Raw genomic sequence first — 13,358 nt, 5'->3', positions numbered from 1 at the left:
TCAGGAATGGGTGGACAACTCGGCTTCGAGCCGGTCGAAATTCTGCTCGTTCGCGGGCACGCAGATGGGCGCCAGCTGCTCGCGGGTGCGCGCATCCTCGAACACCTGGCGCCACTGCAGCCGGGTGCCGCCGCCTTGCTCGGCGAGCGAGATGAACAGGCGGAAGTGCGGCGCGTTGACATGCAGCACCACGACTTCCGGCGGGGTGATCTTCTCGAAGCGGCTGTGGTTGGGGTAGTCCTTGCCGTCGGGCCCATGCATCGTGAACTTCCACTCGCCGCCTTCGCGGAACTCGAAGGTGTGGAAGGTGTTGCGAAAGCCCGCGGGGCCCCACCAGCGCGCGAGGCGCTGCGGCTCGGCGATGGCGCGGAACACCTGCTCGCGCGGATAGGCCAGCACGCGCGTGCTGACGATGCTGCGGTCGTCGTCGTTCATGGCGGCCTCCTCAGCGGATGTCGATCTTCTCGAAGCGCTGCCTGGTTTCGTCCTGCACGATGCCGTCGAAGTCCTCCATCTCGTAGAGCTGGCGCACTTCGATGTGGCAGGCAGCACCCTCGCCCACGGGGTTGGGGAAGCGCCTGGACCACTCGATCGCCTCGTCGCGGGTGCGGGTCTGGATCAGCGTGTAGCCGGCGATCAGTTCCTTGCTCTCGGTGAAGGGGCCGTCGACGATCCTGCGCTTGCCGTCTTCGTAGGCGACGCGCCAGCCCTTGCTGCTCGGCTGCAGCCCGCTCGCATCGAGCAGCGCGCCGGCGCGGGCGAGTTCCTCGTGGTAGGTGGCCATGGCCTGGAAGATCGGCTCCGGGTTGGGCGGGAAGCGGCCGGCCTCGGAATCGGGCGTGGCCTTCACGATGATCATGAAACGCATGGTTGGCTCCTGGCGGGTGGGCGGAGGCGGCGCGCTTGCCACCCTCCTGCCTGCACGACGAAGCACGGCCCGCGGAATCGACAAGGCCGGCGGCCCGCGGAAACCCCTACATGTAACAAGGCGCCGTTTCCCGCACCTCCACCGTCGCCCATTCCGCGGCGGGGCAGCGCCGCGCGATCGCCAGCGCCTCGTCGCGCGTGCGGCAGTTCAGCAGGAAGAAGCCGCCGACCATCTCCTTGGCTTCGGCGAAGGGGCCATCGAGCACCTGCGCCTTGCCGTTGCGCACCCGCACGCGCGCGGCATCCTTGAGGCCCGCGAGCGATTCCACGGCCAGCAGCTTGTCCTCGCGCTTGAGGTCCTCCGCGAAATCCACCATGCGCTGGAACACCGCCTCGCCCTCCGCGCGCGTGCGCGTGCCGCGCTGGGCGGGGTCTTCCTGGATGAGGAGCATGTAGGCCATGCGGCGGATGATAGGGGCGGGGGATGCGGCAGACAACCTGCGCAGTGGGCGCGAGGGGGAAGCAGGACGGTGGGGTTCGCGGGCGCTCACCTTCGCGAGGCCGGTGGCCTCGCCCACCCTACAGGGACGGGGCGCAGGGTGCGACTGCGTTCACGCCCGCGCCCGCGTCAACATCCGCCCCACCACCCACAAGGCCGCGATCACGTAGGCCAGACCCGCCGGCACCCACATCACCAGCCCACCGAGCTGCTGGTCGTCGACGGGATCGAATCCCAGCGCCCCGGTCAGCGGCACATACGGCGCATACCAGGGCGTCGGCGCCAGGCTCAGCAAGGCCCCCAGCGCACCGGTGTGCATCATCGTCGTGAACAGGTACGCGGCCGAATGGCCAGGGCCATAGCGTCCGCGCGGGTCGTGGCCCAGCACCGCCCACCAGAAGAACAGCGCCGTTCCGAGGAAGGAGAAGTGCTGCGCGATGTGCCAGCCTTCGTGCGTGAGCGCCGCGTCGAAGAAGGCGGGGATGTGCCAGGCCCACAGGGCCAGCGCGTGCAAGGCCCAGGCTACCAGGGGATCCGTGAGCGTGGACCACAGCTGCAACCAGGTGCGCCCCTGGAACCAGTGGCCGACCGCACGCCGCTGCGCCGGCGAAAGCGCCCACGTCCAGGCCGCCAGCGGACGCGCGATCACCAACAGGGGCGCCGCCACGACCATCAGCAGTTCGTGCTGCACCATGTGCGCGGAGAACAGCCGCCCGCCCAGCGGGTCCAGCGGCGAGACCAGCGCGAGCACCAGCGACAGCCAGCCGCCTGCGAACGCCCAGGCCTGCAAGCTGCTCACGCCACGGCCCCTGCCCGCGTTCGCCCACAGCCGCCGCAAGCCCCGTGCGTAGCCCCACCCTGAGAGCACCAGCAGCACCAGCAGCCAGGGCTCCAGGTTCCATTGCCACGGTGAGGGAACAGCCGGCGCGGCGTCCGGAGCGTGCGCAAGCACCGCCGACGGCAGCGCCGCCGCCAGGATCAGAAGAGTTCGCAAGGCCCGAGCACCCACAGCGCGAACCACATCGCCAGGATCACGAGGCAGGACAGGCCCGCCACGGCCGCGGCCATGTCGGCAAGGAAACGACGCGGCACGGGCGCATGCGCACCGTCGTGGTCGGGCGAGTCCGGCTCGCCGCGGCGCAGGGACGACTCCGCGAAGGCCATCACCGCGAAGACCGCGGCGATGGCCAGTGCCACGGCCGCGGCGAGGTGCATGTCCAGCCGCACCTGCTGGCTGCACGAAGGCGTCACCATCGAGTACAGGGTGCTCTGCGCCGCCAGCGCCGTCACCGGCCCCAGCACCAGCCCCAGCCAGCTCTTGCCCTTCATGTGGTCCTCGCGCCCCAGTAGATCACCAGGTAGATCGGGATCCAGGTCGCGACCACGAAGTACCAGTAGAAGGAGTTCTCGCTGACGTCCGCATAGCGCTTGCCGTCCAGCGGGCCCGTGAAGAAGAGGACCGTCAGCACGATCGTGTCCAGCAGGTCGGTCACGATGTGCGTCGTGTGCAGGCCGAGCAACAGCCAGACGACGGAGCCGTAGGCATTGCTGTCCCAGCGCACGTTGAGGGTGGCGAACTCGTAGCTGCGGATGAAGACGAAGGCGGCGCCGAACAGGCAGCTCACCACCAGCCACAGCTGCACCTGCCGCAGCTGCAGGCTCTCCGCCGCCTTCTTTGCCAGGTGCGCCGGCGCGAAGCTCAGGAGCATCACGCCCAGGTTCAGCGTGCCCCACAGCAGGTCCGGCGGCAGCGACGTGATGGGCCAGGTCTCCTGGTGGCTGCGCAGGTAGAAGTACGCCATGATGGACAGCGCGAACAGCGTGCCCTCGATGGCCATGATGCCCAGGGTTCCCCACCACATGAGGCTGCGGTGGCCAAACACCACCGTCGGCAGCTCCCGCACGTCGAGCGCGCGGCCCTTGACGACTTCGCCGTTCATGGCAGCTTCTCCAGGGCCAGTTCCTCCTCGGATTCACGCGGCTTGGGCCAGAACCACGCGACCAGCGTGATCGCCACCGGGATGGTGAGCACGACGGCCAGCACGGGCGAGAAGATGGAGCCGATGAAGAAGATCGTCGTCGCCACCGCGGCGAGGAAAGGCCAGGGGGTCGAGTCCGGGAACATCATGCGGCTGTCCGGCTTCGCTTCGACGACGGTCGTGCCCAGGACCTCGCGCACGTCGGCGGCGAGCCCGCGGACGTGGTCCGGCTGTCCCGGCGGCACGCCTTGCCAGAGCGGGTCGCGCCCGTGGACGACCGGAAGGGCGACGAAGTTGCAGGTGCGCGGCGGCGACGCGGCGGCCCACTCCAGCGTGCCGGCTCCCCAGGGGTCGGGGCCGGCAAGCACGCCGCGGCGCGCGCTCATGACCGCGTTCACCAGGAACAGGAAGAAGCCCACCGCCAGCGTGACGGCGCCGACGGTGGCCAGCAGGTTCATGTTGCCCCAGCCCATTTCCGGCGCATAGGTGTAGACGCGCCGCGGCATGCCGTCCAGGCCGAGGAGGTGCATCGGGAAGAAGGCCACGTTGAAGCCGACGAACTGCAGCCAGAAGCTCCAGCGCCCCAGGCGCTCGGACATCATCCGGCCGGTGAACTTGGGGTACCAGTAGAAGAAGGCGCCGAAGAGCGGGAACACCGCGCCCCCGAGCAGCACGTAGTGCAGGTGCGCCACCACGAAGTAGGAGTCGTGGACCTGCGAGTCGAGCGAGACCGAGGCGAGCATCAGTCCCGTGAGGCCGCCCATGACCAGGATGAAGAAGAAGGACAGGATGTACAGCAGCGGCACCTTGAAGTTGAGCCGGCCGCTCCACAGCGTCGCGATCCAGCAGAAGATCTGCACCGCCGTCGGGATGGCGATCAGCATGCTGGCCGCCGTGAAGAAGGTCTTGCCCAGCTCCGGCACGTTGGTGGCGAACATGTGGTGCACCCACAGCCCGAAGGACAGGAAGCCGGTGGCGATGATGGACAGCACCATCGCCGTGTAGCCGAACATCGGCCGCCGGGCGAAGGTGGGGATCATGGAGGACATGAAGCCCAGCCCCGGCAGGAAGATCAGGTACACCTCGGGGTGGCCGAAGAACCAGAACAGGTGCTGCCACAGGAGCACGTCGCCGCCTTCGCCCGGGTTGTAGAAGTGCGTGGCGACGAGCCGGTCCAGGATCAGCATCGTGCTTGCGAGCGCGACCGCGGGCATCGCGAACACGATCATGAAGGCCGTGACCAGCATGGCCCAGACGTACAGCGGAACGCGGTTGAGCGTCATGCCCGGCGCGCGCATCTTGAACACCGTGCAGATGATGATCACGGCATCCAGCAGGGCCGACACTTCGGTGAACGTGATCATCTGCGCCCAGAAGTCCGTCCGCTTGCCCGGGCTGTACGCGGGCCCGGACAGGGGCACGTAGCTGAACCAGCCTGCCTCCGGCCCGGTGTTGAAGAAGAAGGCGATCCAGATCATCATCCCGCCGAACAGGAAGATCCAGTACGAGTAGGCGGTCAGGCGCGGGAAGGCGGTGCTGCGCGCGCCGACCATCAGCGGCACCAGGTAGATGGCCACCGCCTGCATCACGGGCACGGCGAACAGGAACATCATGTTGGTGCCGTGCATGGAGAAGACCTGGTTGTAGAGGTCCGGGTCCATGAAAGGCTGTCCGGGGCGGGCCAGCTGCATGCGCATCATGGCCGCGAGGATGCCGCCCAGCACGAAGAACACCATGCAGGTCACCATGAAGCGGCGGGCGATGGCCTTGTGGTTGATGGCGCAGAACCAGCCGAGGAAACCGGGTGGGTCGCTCCAGGTGTCGTCGAGCACGCGCGCGACCAGTTCCCCGCCTTCCAGGCCATCTTTGGTGCGGCCCTTGCTGGGATGCGGCTTCTCGCCGAGGGGGCCTTGCGGCCTGCGGAGTTCCTGGGTCATTTGAGCGTCCCCAGGTAGGCGACCAGCGCGGCGAGGTCCTCGCCGGACATGGCGTTCGCGGGCATGTTCACTCCGGGCTTGTGCTTGTGCGGGTCGGCGATCCAGCTCGCCAGGTTGGCGGGCGTGTTGGGCAACGTGCCGGCGGCCAGGGTGCGGCGGCTGGCGACGTGGGTGAGGTCCGGGGCGGTATGGCCTTGCGCCATGGTGCCTTGCACCGCGTGGCACATGGCGCACTGGATGGACTGGAAGAGCATCTTGCCGCGCTGCGCCGTAACGTCGGTCGGTTCGGGCGCGGCCTTCAGCTGCGCCTGCCGCCACGCTTCGTACTCCTGCGGCGGGTGCGCGTGCACCTCGAAGGCCATGAACGCATGCTGGAAGCCGCAGAACTCGGCGCACTGGCCGCGGTAGATGCCGGGGTGGTCGGCCTGGAAGGCGATCCTCGCGGTGCGGCCGGGGATCAGGTCGCGCTTGCCGGCGAGGCTGGGCACCCACAGGCTGTGGATGACGTCGGCGGCCTTGAGGGTGACCACCACCGGCCTGCCCACCGGAACATGGATTTCATTGGCGGTCGTGAAGGTCTCGGACACGGGGCCGTTGATGTAGCGAACGCCCCACCACCACTGGTAGGCCGTCACTTCGATGTTGATCGCGTCCTTGAGCGACAGCCGCGTGAGCGCCCGGTCCGTGAACACGCTGGCGGCGAGCAGCACCAGCAAGCCCAGGATGGCGAGCACGGTGGCCGTGGTCACGTTGCGGCGCAGCCGCGGTTCGGGACGGTTGATGGTGCTCAGGTCCGGCGGCGCCGGTGCGTCGGCGCGCGGCGCACGCCGTACGGCAAGGACCAGTGCCACCAGCACGGCGGCGAACACCACCGTGCAGATCAACAGGAAGATGCGCCACAGGTCCACGATGTGGGCGGCCTGCGGCCCGAAGGCCTGGAGCGCGTCGTGCACACTGGGGTTCATCGCACCTCCAGCGACTGTTCGGACCTGGAGTCGCCCTTCTGGATGGCCGGTTGCGGCGAGCGGAAGTTCTCCGGCTTGCCGGGGTACAGCGAATCACTGCGCGAGGGCGCCACGTCGGTGCGCAAGCCGCCGCCCATGGAGCGCACATAGGCGACGATCTTCCAGACCTGGTCTTCGGGAACGTGCCCGCCATAGGAGGGCATGCCGTTGGGGCGGCCCTGCATGATGGTGACGAACAGGCTGGCGGGGTCGCTGCCGTAGCGCCATTCGCTGTCGGTGAGCGCCGGGCCGATGTTGCCGCCGCCGTTGGCGTGGCAGCCGCTGCAGTTGTACCAGCGGTAGAGGCGCTTGCCTTCGTTCACCGCGAACGCGTTGTCGTCGTACATGCTGATGTTCTCCGCCGGCGGCTTCACGTAGCCGCCCAGCGCCATGCCGGGCTGGTTCAGGCTCTGGCGCGCGGCGGACTCGTTCGGACCGGTGTTCTGCCGCTCGGCCCGGAAGTGGCGTTCCTCGCGCTCGCAGCCGGACAACAGCGCAAGCAGCAACAAGAGGCAGGCGAGGCGTTTCATGGCGCTTGCTCCCCCACGCGCGGCACGCCGTAGGCATCCAGGATGCGCGCAATGTCCGGCTGCCGCCGCACGATGAAGTCGTCCAGCCGGTCACGCAGCGCCGCGTCGCCGCGGCGCACGCCCATGGCGATGGCGAAACTGAAAGGCTGCTGCCTCAGGCTTGCCGGCGGCGGCACGAAGTGCAATTGCATGGGGCGCGCCGCACGTGCCGCGTAGTAGCCCGCCTGCGGGCCCCACACGAAGGCGGCGTCGAGCTCGCCGCGCGCGAGTGCCGTCACGATGCGCGCCGCCGCGGACTGCTCCCCCGGGATGGGGTAGCCCACCACGTTCTCCACCGCCCCGGCCTGCGCGAGCGCGTGGCCGGGCGGCGTGGTGGCGAGGTCGTCGCCCACCAGCTGCACGCCGACGCGCCACTGGCGCAGCCGCGCGTCGTCGAAGCTCGCAGGTGGCGCACCGCCGCCCGCGGGCTCCACCAGCATGTAGGCGGAGCGGTAATAGGGCCGGGTGTTGAGCGTGCGCTCGAACTCCACCGGCACTCCGACGACGAGGTCGCACAGCCCCGCGCCCATGGTCTTGCGCACGAAGGCGCGGCGGTCCGGCAGCCAGGCGTATTCGAGCGGCACGCCGAAGTCCTGCGCGATGAGTGCGGCGATCCGGTTCTCGAAGCCGCTGCCGTCCGCATGCGAATACGGCAGGTTGTCGGGATCGGCGCAGACCCGCAGCGGCGCCGCTTGCGCCGCTGCTGCGAGCGTGACCAGGCAGAGCAGCGCGGCGGCGAGGCGCTTCACTTGACCGCCCCCTTCAGGCTGAACACATAGAGGTGGCCGCCCTTGCGCGTCACCGCGGGCAGGTCGCGCAGCGCGTTCACGAAGCCGCCCGCGGCGGTGGCATCACGCGCGTCCAGGTTGGCCGAGACGAGGGCGCCCGGCCAGCCGCCGATGCCGGCGAGGATGGCCACGTACTGCTGCCCGTCGGGCGCGCGGAAGGTGATCGGCTGGCCGATGATCCCGGACTCCGTCTTGAACTGCCACAGCAGGTGCCCGTTGCGGGCGTCGACCGCCTTGAAGTACCCGTCCATGGTGCCGTAGAAGGCGACGTCGCCGGCGGTCACGAGCGCACCGCTCCACACCGGGAAGTTCTCCTGGATCTCCCAGGCCTTGCGCTGGTTCACGGGGTCCCAGGCCGTGAAGCGCCCGCGCATGCCCCCCGGGCCTGCGTACATCTTCAGGTCGGCACCCACGTAAGGCGTGCCGGCGATGTAGCTCGCCTCGTAGGTGATCGTGTCCTGGCAGAGGTTCTGGTGCGGGATGTAGAGGAACTTCGTGCGCGGCGACCACGCCGAAGGCTGCCAGTCCTTGGCGCCGGGCGAGGCCGGACAGATGCTGCGCACCGTCTCGCCGCCGCGCGGATCCTTCGCGGGGTTGTAGCGCAGCGCGCCGGTCTGCAGGTCCACCCCGGTCGACGTCGTCGTGTGCACGAAGGGCGTCGCGGACAGCACCTGGCCGGTGCTGCGGTCCATGACGTAGAGATAGCCGTTGCGGTCCGGCCGCAGCAGCACCTTGCGCCGCGCGCCCTGCCAGTCCAGCTCCACCAGCACGTTCTCGTTGACGCCGTCGTAGTCGTGCAAGTCGTGCGGACTGCTCTGGTAGTACCAGATCGCTTCGCCGGTGTCCGGGCGCCGGGCGAACACGCCGGCGCTCCACTTGTTGTCGCCCGGCCGCTGCTCGGGGTTCCACACCCCGGGGTTGCCCGTGCCGTAGTAGAGGAGGTCCAGCTCCGGGTCGTAGCTCACGAAGCCCCACACGGTGCCGCCGCCGAGCTTCCAGCCCTCGCCGGGCCAGGTCTTCACGCCGAGGTCCTTGCCCTGGTCCGACTTGTAGAAGGGCTTGAACTTCGGGCCGATCAGCACGTCCTTGTCGGGACCCGTGCTGTACGCGCGCCATGCGATCGCACCGGTGGCGGCGTCGAGCGCCGTGAGCCAGCCGCGCACGCCGAACTCCCCGCCGCTGTTGCCGACGAGCACCTTGCCCTTCACGACCTGCGGCGCCATGGTCATGCTCTCGCCGTTCTTGATCTCCCCCAGCTTGACGCGCCACAACTCCTTGCCCGTCTTCGCATCGAGCGCGACGGTGTGGTTGTCCAGCGTGTTGAGGAACAGGCGCCCGTCGGCGTAGGCGCCGCCGCGGTTCACCAGGTCGCAGCAGGCCACGCCCTGTGCGCTGGACTGCGGCTTGGGGTCGAACGTCCACTTGAGCGGGAACCCCGGCTTTGCGAGGTCGAAGGCGTAGACGATGTTCGGGAAAGGCGTGACCACGAACATCGTGTTCTCCGCCACGATCGGCGCGGCCTCGTGGCCGCGGTCGTTGCCCGTGGGGAAGTGCAGCGCCAGCTTCAGCTGCGCGGCATTGGCGGTGGTGATCTGCGCGAGGCCGCTGAAGCGGGTGAGGCCGGGGTCCTTGCCGGCAGTGCGCCATTCGCCGTCATCGGCGCTCTGCTGCGCGCCGGCCGCGGCAGCGAACAGGACGGTCGCGATGGACCACAAGGCAAGCCTCAACTTCATCTCCCAAATGAAGCCCCTTGTTCCTGCCGTGCCGTGCACGGACTCCTGTTATTCCGCCGCTTGCGCGACTGTGCTTTTATGCGGCGAAGTTTACACAGGCCGCACCGTTTTGGGGGCCGCTGGCTCCGCTGTGTGCGGAAGCGTACAGAGGCGCGTCGCGCTCAGTCGACGAAGAAGTCGGGCACGAACTGGCGCTGCCCGGGAGTCACGGAATAACGGTCGAGGTCGGTCTGTCCGTGCGCGGCCAGCAGCGTGTCGTCGATGTGGAAGTTGCCGGTGTTGCGCTCGTCGCGCGCGTCCGAAGTGAGGACGATGTACGCGGCATCCGCGAGGATCTCGGGCTTGCGGCAGGCCTTCAGGTCCACGCCCGGGATCATCTGCAGCGCGGCCGTGGCGATCGCCGTGCGCGGCCACAGGCTGTTGACGGCGATGCCGTACTGGCGGAACTCCCCGGCATGGCCGAGCGTGCACATGCTCATGCCGTACTTGGCCATCGTGTAGGCGGTGTGCGGCGCGAACCAGTGCGTCTTCATGGACAGCGGCGGCGACATGTTGAGCACGTGTGCATTGCGCCCGGCCGCGGCCGATTTCCTGAGCTCGGGCAGGCAGGCCTGCGTGCACAGGTAGGTGCCGCGCGCGTTGATCCCGTTCATGAGGTCGTAGCGCTTCATCGGCGTGTGCTCGGTGTCCGTCAGGCTGATCGCGCTGGCGTTGTTCACCAGGATGTCGATGCCGCCGAACGTAACCACGGCCTGGGTCACCGCGGCGAGCACGGCGTTCTCGTCGCGGATGTCCACCTGCATGGGGAGCGCCTGCCCGCCGGCCGCCCGGATTTCCTCGGCGGCGCTGTAGATGGTGCCGGGCAGCCTGGGATCGGGCTCGGCCGTCTTCGCAACGACCACGATGTTCGCGCCGTCCGCCGCCGCGCGCTTGGCGATCGCCAGCCCGATGCCGCGCGATGCGCCGGTGATGAAGAGGGTCTTGCCCTGGAGATGTGCCATGGGGTCAGGCCCGGAATGAGTTGCTTGCGCTCATACCTTGCTGAAATCCGGCTTGCGCTTTTCCATGAAAGCCGTGAACGCCTCGCGCGCGGCGGGCTCGCGCAGCATGCGGCCGAAGCTCTCGCCTTCGTCCAGCATCTGCTGCAGCACCGCTTGCTGCTGTCCCTTCTTCATGAGGCGCTTGGTCTCCACCAGCGAAGACAGCGGCTTGCCGGCGAGCTTGCGTGCCTGCGCGCTCGCATAGCCGTTGGCTTCCGTCGGCGGCACGATGCGGTTGACCAGTCCCACCTCCAGCGCCGCTTCGGCGAAGAAGGGCTCGCCCAGCATCAGCGCCTCCGCCGCGCGGTGGTAGCCGAGCATCTGCGGCACCAGCAGGCTGGACGCGGCTTCCGGACACAGGCCCAGGTTCACGAACGGCATGGAGAAGGCGGCGTTGTCGCCCGCGTAGACCAGGTCGCAGTGGAACAGCATCGTGGTCCCGACGCCGACCGCGGGACCGCACACCGCGGCCAGCAGCGGCTTGGGGAAGGTGGCGATGCCGCGCAGGAAGCGGAACACCGGCGAGTCCGGGCCCGCCGGCGGCTTGTCCAGGAAGTCGTTGATGTCGTTGCCGGCGCTGAACACCGTCTCGTGGCCTTGCAGCAGCAGCACGCGCACCGACGCGTCGTCCTGTGCGCGCGCGAGCCCGTCGGCCAGTGCGGCGTACATCTCCGAGGTGATGGAGTTCTTGCGCCCCAGCCGGTTGAGGGTGAGGGTCATCACGCCGTTCTCGGCGTGGACGAGGATGTCCTGGCTCATTGTTGAAGGCTCTCCTTGACGAAATCGAGTCGGTCCTGGCCCCAGAACATCTCCTGGCCGACGAAGAAGGTGGGCGCGCCGAAGACGCCACGCTGCACGGCTTCCTGCGTGGCCGCCTTGAGGTCGTCCTTGACGGCGGGGTCGGACGCGAGCGCCAGCAGTTTCTCGGGATCGAAGCCGGCGCCCTGCAGCACGCCGGAGACGGTGGCCGGATCGTTCATGTTCTTGCCCTCCACCCAGATCGCCCGGTAGACGGCGTCGACGAACGGGACCATGCGTTGCGGCTCGCGCAGCTGCAGGCCCAATGCCATGCGCATCAGCGTCAGGGTGTTGAGCGGGAAGTGCGGGTTGTGCGCGAAGGGCACGCCGTAGCGGCGGGCGAAACGCTGCAGGTCGTCGACCATGTACTGGCCCTTGGCCGGCACCTCCATGGGCGAGCGGTTGCCGGTCGCCTGGAACACCCCGCCGAGGAGGAAGGGCCGGTATTCGATTTCGGTGCCCGTTGCGCGGGCGATCTGCGGCACCTGCGTCCACGCGAGGTAGGCGGCGGGGCTGCCGACGTCGAAATAGAACTCGAGGGCGTGCTTCATCAGAATTTCTCCATCCAGGGTCGCAGGTCGAGCTCGTGGGTCCAGGCATCGCGCGGCTGCCGGTGCAGCAGCCAGTAGTTCTCGGCGATGTGGTCCGGGTTCAGGATGCCTTCGCGGTCCTTGAGCGCGTAGCGCTCGGGGAAGTTCTCGCGGATGAATTCGGTGTCGATGGCGCCGTCGATCACGACGTGGGCGACGTGGATGCCGCGCGGCCCGAGCTCGCGCGCCATGCTTTGCGCCAGCGCCCGCAGCGCCGCCTTGGCGCCCGCGAAGGCGGCAAAGTTGGCGGAGCCGCGCAGGGCCGCCGTCGCGCCGGTGAACAGGATGGTGCCCTTGCCGCGCGGCACCATGCAGCGCGCTGCCTTGCGGCCGGTGAGGAAGCCGGCGAAGCAGGCCATCTCCCAGACCTTGAAGTACTTGCGCGCGGTTTCCTCCAGGATGCTGCTCGGGACGTTGGCGCCTATGTTGAAGACGAACACCTCCACCGGCCCCAGGCGGTCCTCGATGTCGTCGAAGAGGGCGTCGACCTCCTCCTCCTTGCGGGCGTCGGAGGCGAAGCCGTGCGCCTCGCCGCCGGCGGCGCGGATCTCGTCGACGAGCGGCTGGAGCTTGTCGAGGTTGCGCCGCGTCAGGCAGACGGTGTAGCCGCCCTGGGCGAAGCGCCTGGCGATGGCGCCGCCGGTGGCGTCGCCGGCGCCGACCACGACCGCGACCGGGCGCGCGTCCTGTGCAACAGCCATGCGATCACTCCTTGTAGTACATCACCTGGTGGGTGGTGGCCAGCAGGGCGCCGCTCTCGCTCCACAGCTGGCCGGTGTGGTCGAAGTATCCGCCTCCGAAGCCTTGTCCGCGCGCCTGCGCCAGGACGAAAGTGCCGGCGCCGGACGCCGATGCGTCGTCGTCCAGCGCACCCAGCTCGGCCGCGGAAGCGTGGAAGTAGACCGTCATCGAGACGGTGCCCAGGGGCGTCTGGCGCGCGCGGCGCAGCCAGATGCGGGGGAAGAACACGTCGCACAAGGCGGTCAGCGACGCGAAGTCCAGCGGACGCGGCGGATCGTCGCGCACCCACAGGCGGCTGAGGCTTTCCTGGGCGCCGCCGCCGTCCCAGTCGTGCGGGATCATGCCCAGCAGGAAGCGCATGTCGTAGCGTTCCAGCCAGGCCACGCCGCGCCGCGTCGTGCGGCGTGTCTCCAGCGGCGGCGGGGCCTCTGGCTGGTGCGCCTCGTGGCCGCTCCAGGTGGGTCGGCGCACGGCGGTGAGCGCGGTGGCGGTCGCCACGACCTCGCCGCCTTGCACCATCTCCACGACCCAGTGCTGGGTGGAGCGGTTGGTGCGCGCGGCACGCGGGCGCAGGATGAATTCGCCCTCCGCGACGGCCGCCGCGAAGTTCACGGTGAAAGCGACCGGATCGCCCAGCCGCTGCGGGTGCTGCAGCACCGCGTTGAGGCATTGCGCCGCGGTGATGCCTCCGTACGGGCCGATGAAGTTGGCGTAGGCCGCGCTGGTGCGGCCGGTGAAGCCGCCGTCCTCGCGGGCTTGCAGCGCGACCGCGGCGTCGAAAGGATGCGGGGTCATGCGTCAGCCCGGCGCCTC

At 69.0% G+C, this 13,358-nt stretch carries 16 protein-coding genes; all 16 read right to left on the bottom strand.

Annotated elements, in window-relative coordinates; all coding sequences use genetic code 11:
• The 16 genes from AC3EGR_RS07270 to AC3EGR_RS07195 all read right to left on the bottom strand — a co-directional run bounded on the left by AC3EGR_RS07270 (nucleotide 1) and on the right by AC3EGR_RS07195 (nucleotide 13,340).
• On the bottom strand, nucleotides 1-435 hold the full coding sequence (locus AC3EGR_RS07270) for an SRPBCC family protein (RefSeq protein ID WP_488545785.1): 435 nt from the start codon (nucleotides 433-435) through the stop codon (nucleotides 1-3).
• A gap of 10 nt (nucleotides 436-445) precedes the next feature.
• Nucleotides 446-868 carry a YciI family protein gene (locus AC3EGR_RS07265; protein ID WP_488545784.1) on the bottom strand — a complete coding sequence of 141 codons (423 nt, stop codon included), beginning with the start codon at nucleotides 866-868 and terminating at the stop codon, nucleotides 446-448.
• A gap of 106 nt (nucleotides 869-974) precedes the next feature.
• The gene (locus AC3EGR_RS07260) at nucleotides 975-1,328 is read right to left on the bottom strand and encodes a YciI family protein (protein ID WP_488545783.1); all 354 of its coding nucleotides are present in this window, start codon (nucleotides 1,326-1,328) and stop codon (nucleotides 975-977) included.
• A 150-nt stretch (nucleotides 1,329-1,478) separates the two neighbouring features.
• Nucleotides 1,479-2,360, bottom strand: coding sequence for a cytochrome c oxidase assembly protein (locus AC3EGR_RS07255; RefSeq protein ID WP_488545782.1), 882 nt, complete (start codon nucleotides 2,358-2,360; stop codon nucleotides 1,479-1,481).
• Nucleotides 2,345-2,695 carry a hypothetical protein gene (locus AC3EGR_RS07250; RefSeq protein WP_488545781.1) on the bottom strand — a complete coding sequence of 117 codons (351 nt, stop codon included), beginning with the start codon at nucleotides 2,693-2,695 and terminating at the stop codon, nucleotides 2,345-2,347. The genes AC3EGR_RS07255 and AC3EGR_RS07250 overlap by 16 nt, the downstream gene beginning before the upstream one ends.
• Nucleotides 2,692-3,306, bottom strand: coding sequence for a cytochrome c oxidase subunit 3 (locus tag AC3EGR_RS07245; protein WP_488545780.1), 615 nt, complete (start codon nucleotides 3,304-3,306; stop codon nucleotides 2,692-2,694). Before AC3EGR_RS07245 ends, AC3EGR_RS07250 begins: the two co-directional genes overlap by 4 nt.
• Nucleotides 3,303-5,282 carry a cytochrome c oxidase subunit I gene (ctaD, locus tag AC3EGR_RS07240; RefSeq protein ID WP_488545779.1) on the bottom strand — a complete coding sequence of 660 codons (1,980 nt, stop codon included), beginning with the start codon at nucleotides 5,280-5,282 and terminating at the stop codon, nucleotides 3,303-3,305. Before ctaD ends, AC3EGR_RS07245 begins: the two co-directional genes overlap by 4 nt.
• A complete protein-coding gene (coxB, locus tag AC3EGR_RS07235; protein ID WP_488545778.1) occupies nucleotides 5,279-6,247 on the bottom strand; it encodes a cytochrome c oxidase subunit II in 969 nt (322 codons plus the stop codon). The genes ctaD and coxB overlap by 4 nt, the downstream gene beginning before the upstream one ends.
• A complete protein-coding gene (locus AC3EGR_RS07230; RefSeq protein WP_488545777.1) occupies nucleotides 6,244-6,816 on the bottom strand; it encodes a c-type cytochrome in 573 nt (190 codons plus the stop codon). The genes coxB and AC3EGR_RS07230 overlap by 4 nt, the downstream gene beginning before the upstream one ends.
• Nucleotides 6,813-7,604, bottom strand: coding sequence for a quinoprotein dehydrogenase-associated putative ABC transporter substrate-binding protein (locus tag AC3EGR_RS07225; RefSeq protein ID WP_488545776.1), 792 nt, complete (start codon nucleotides 7,602-7,604; stop codon nucleotides 6,813-6,815). The genes AC3EGR_RS07230 and AC3EGR_RS07225 overlap by 4 nt, the downstream gene beginning before the upstream one ends.
• Nucleotides 7,601-9,376 carry a methanol/ethanol family PQQ-dependent dehydrogenase gene (locus AC3EGR_RS07220; RefSeq protein WP_488545775.1) on the bottom strand — a complete coding sequence of 592 codons (1,776 nt, stop codon included), beginning with the start codon at nucleotides 9,374-9,376 and terminating at the stop codon, nucleotides 7,601-7,603. Before AC3EGR_RS07220 ends, AC3EGR_RS07225 begins: the two co-directional genes overlap by 4 nt.
• Nucleotides 9,377-9,537: 161 nt before the next feature.
• Nucleotides 9,538-10,377 (bottom strand): SDR family oxidoreductase, encoded by an 840-nt coding sequence (locus AC3EGR_RS07215; protein ID WP_488545774.1) that lies wholly within the window; start codon nucleotides 10,375-10,377, stop codon nucleotides 9,538-9,540.
• Nucleotides 10,378-10,407: 30 nt separating this feature from the next.
• Nucleotides 10,408-11,175 (bottom strand): enoyl-CoA hydratase, encoded by a 768-nt coding sequence (locus AC3EGR_RS07210; protein ID WP_488545773.1) that lies wholly within the window; start codon nucleotides 11,173-11,175, stop codon nucleotides 10,408-10,410.
• Nucleotides 11,172-11,765: a DsbA family protein gene (locus AC3EGR_RS07205; protein ID WP_488545772.1), complete on the bottom strand. Its 594-nt coding sequence runs from the start codon at nucleotides 11,763-11,765 to the stop codon at nucleotides 11,172-11,174. The genes AC3EGR_RS07210 and AC3EGR_RS07205 overlap by 4 nt, the downstream gene beginning before the upstream one ends.
• Nucleotides 11,765-12,505 (bottom strand): SDR family oxidoreductase, encoded by a 741-nt coding sequence (locus AC3EGR_RS07200; protein WP_488545771.1) that lies wholly within the window; start codon nucleotides 12,503-12,505, stop codon nucleotides 11,765-11,767. The genes AC3EGR_RS07205 and AC3EGR_RS07200 overlap by 1 nt, the downstream gene beginning before the upstream one ends.
• A gap of 4 nt (nucleotides 12,506-12,509) precedes the next feature.
• Nucleotides 12,510-13,340, bottom strand: a complete 831-nt coding sequence (locus AC3EGR_RS07195; protein WP_488545770.1) for an acyl-CoA thioesterase — start codon at nucleotides 13,338-13,340, stop codon at nucleotides 12,510-12,512.
• Nucleotides 13,341-13,358 lie beyond the last annotated feature (18 nt).

The organism is Ramlibacter sp. G4-7 (assembly GCF_057784995.1).
The sequence above is the reverse complement of the archived record's forward strand: the minus strand, read 5'-3'. Positions and strand labels throughout refer to the sequence as shown.

Bases quoted from the DNA above. Each gene is read 5' to 3' on its own strand.
- AC3EGR_RS07230 (WP_488545777.1), bottom strand. From the start codon at position 6,816: ATGAAACGCCTCGCCTGCCTCTTGTTGCTGCTTGCGCTGTTGTCCGGC.
- AC3EGR_RS07220 (WP_488545775.1), bottom strand. From the start codon at position 9,376: ATGAAGTTGAGGCTTGCCTTGTGGTCCATCGCGACCGTCCTGTTCGCT.
- AC3EGR_RS07215 (WP_488545774.1), bottom strand. From the start codon at position 10,377: ATGGCACATCTCCAGGGCAAGACCCTCTTCATCACCGGCGCATCGCGC.
- AC3EGR_RS07195 (WP_488545770.1), bottom strand. From the start codon at position 13,340: ATGACCCCGCATCCTTTCGACGCCGCGGTCGCGCTGCAAGCCCGCGAG.
- AC3EGR_RS07200 (WP_488545771.1), bottom strand. From the start codon at position 12,505: ATGGCTGTTGCACAGGACGCGCGCCCGGTCGCGGTCGTGGTCGGCGCC.
- AC3EGR_RS07250 (WP_488545781.1), bottom strand. From the start codon at position 2,695: ATGAAGGGCAAGAGCTGGCTGGGGCTGGTGCTGGGGCCGGTGACGGCG.
- AC3EGR_RS07270 (WP_488545785.1), bottom strand. From the start codon at position 435: ATGAACGACGACGACCGCAGCATCGTCAGCACGCGCGTGCTGGCCTAT.
- AC3EGR_RS07260 (WP_488545783.1), bottom strand. From the start codon at position 1,328: ATGGCCTACATGCTCCTCATCCAGGAAGACCCCGCCCAGCGCGGCACG.
- AC3EGR_RS07205 (WP_488545772.1), bottom strand. From the start codon at position 11,765: ATGAAGCACGCCCTCGAGTTCTATTTCGACGTCGGCAGCCCCGCCGCC.
- AC3EGR_RS07210 (WP_488545773.1), bottom strand. From the start codon at position 11,175: ATGAGCCAGGACATCCTCGTCCACGCCGAGAACGGCGTGATGACCCTC.
- AC3EGR_RS07265 (WP_488545784.1), bottom strand. From the start codon at position 868: ATGCGTTTCATGATCATCGTGAAGGCCACGCCCGATTCCGAGGCCGGC.
- AC3EGR_RS07245 (WP_488545780.1), bottom strand. From the start codon at position 3,306: ATGAACGGCGAAGTCGTCAAGGGCCGCGCGCTCGACGTGCGGGAGCTG.
- ctaD (WP_488545779.1), bottom strand. From the start codon at position 5,282: ATGACCCAGGAACTCCGCAGGCCGCAAGGCCCCCTCGGCGAGAAGCCG.
- coxB (WP_488545778.1), bottom strand. From the start codon at position 6,247: ATGAACCCCAGTGTGCACGACGCGCTCCAGGCCTTCGGGCCGCAGGCC.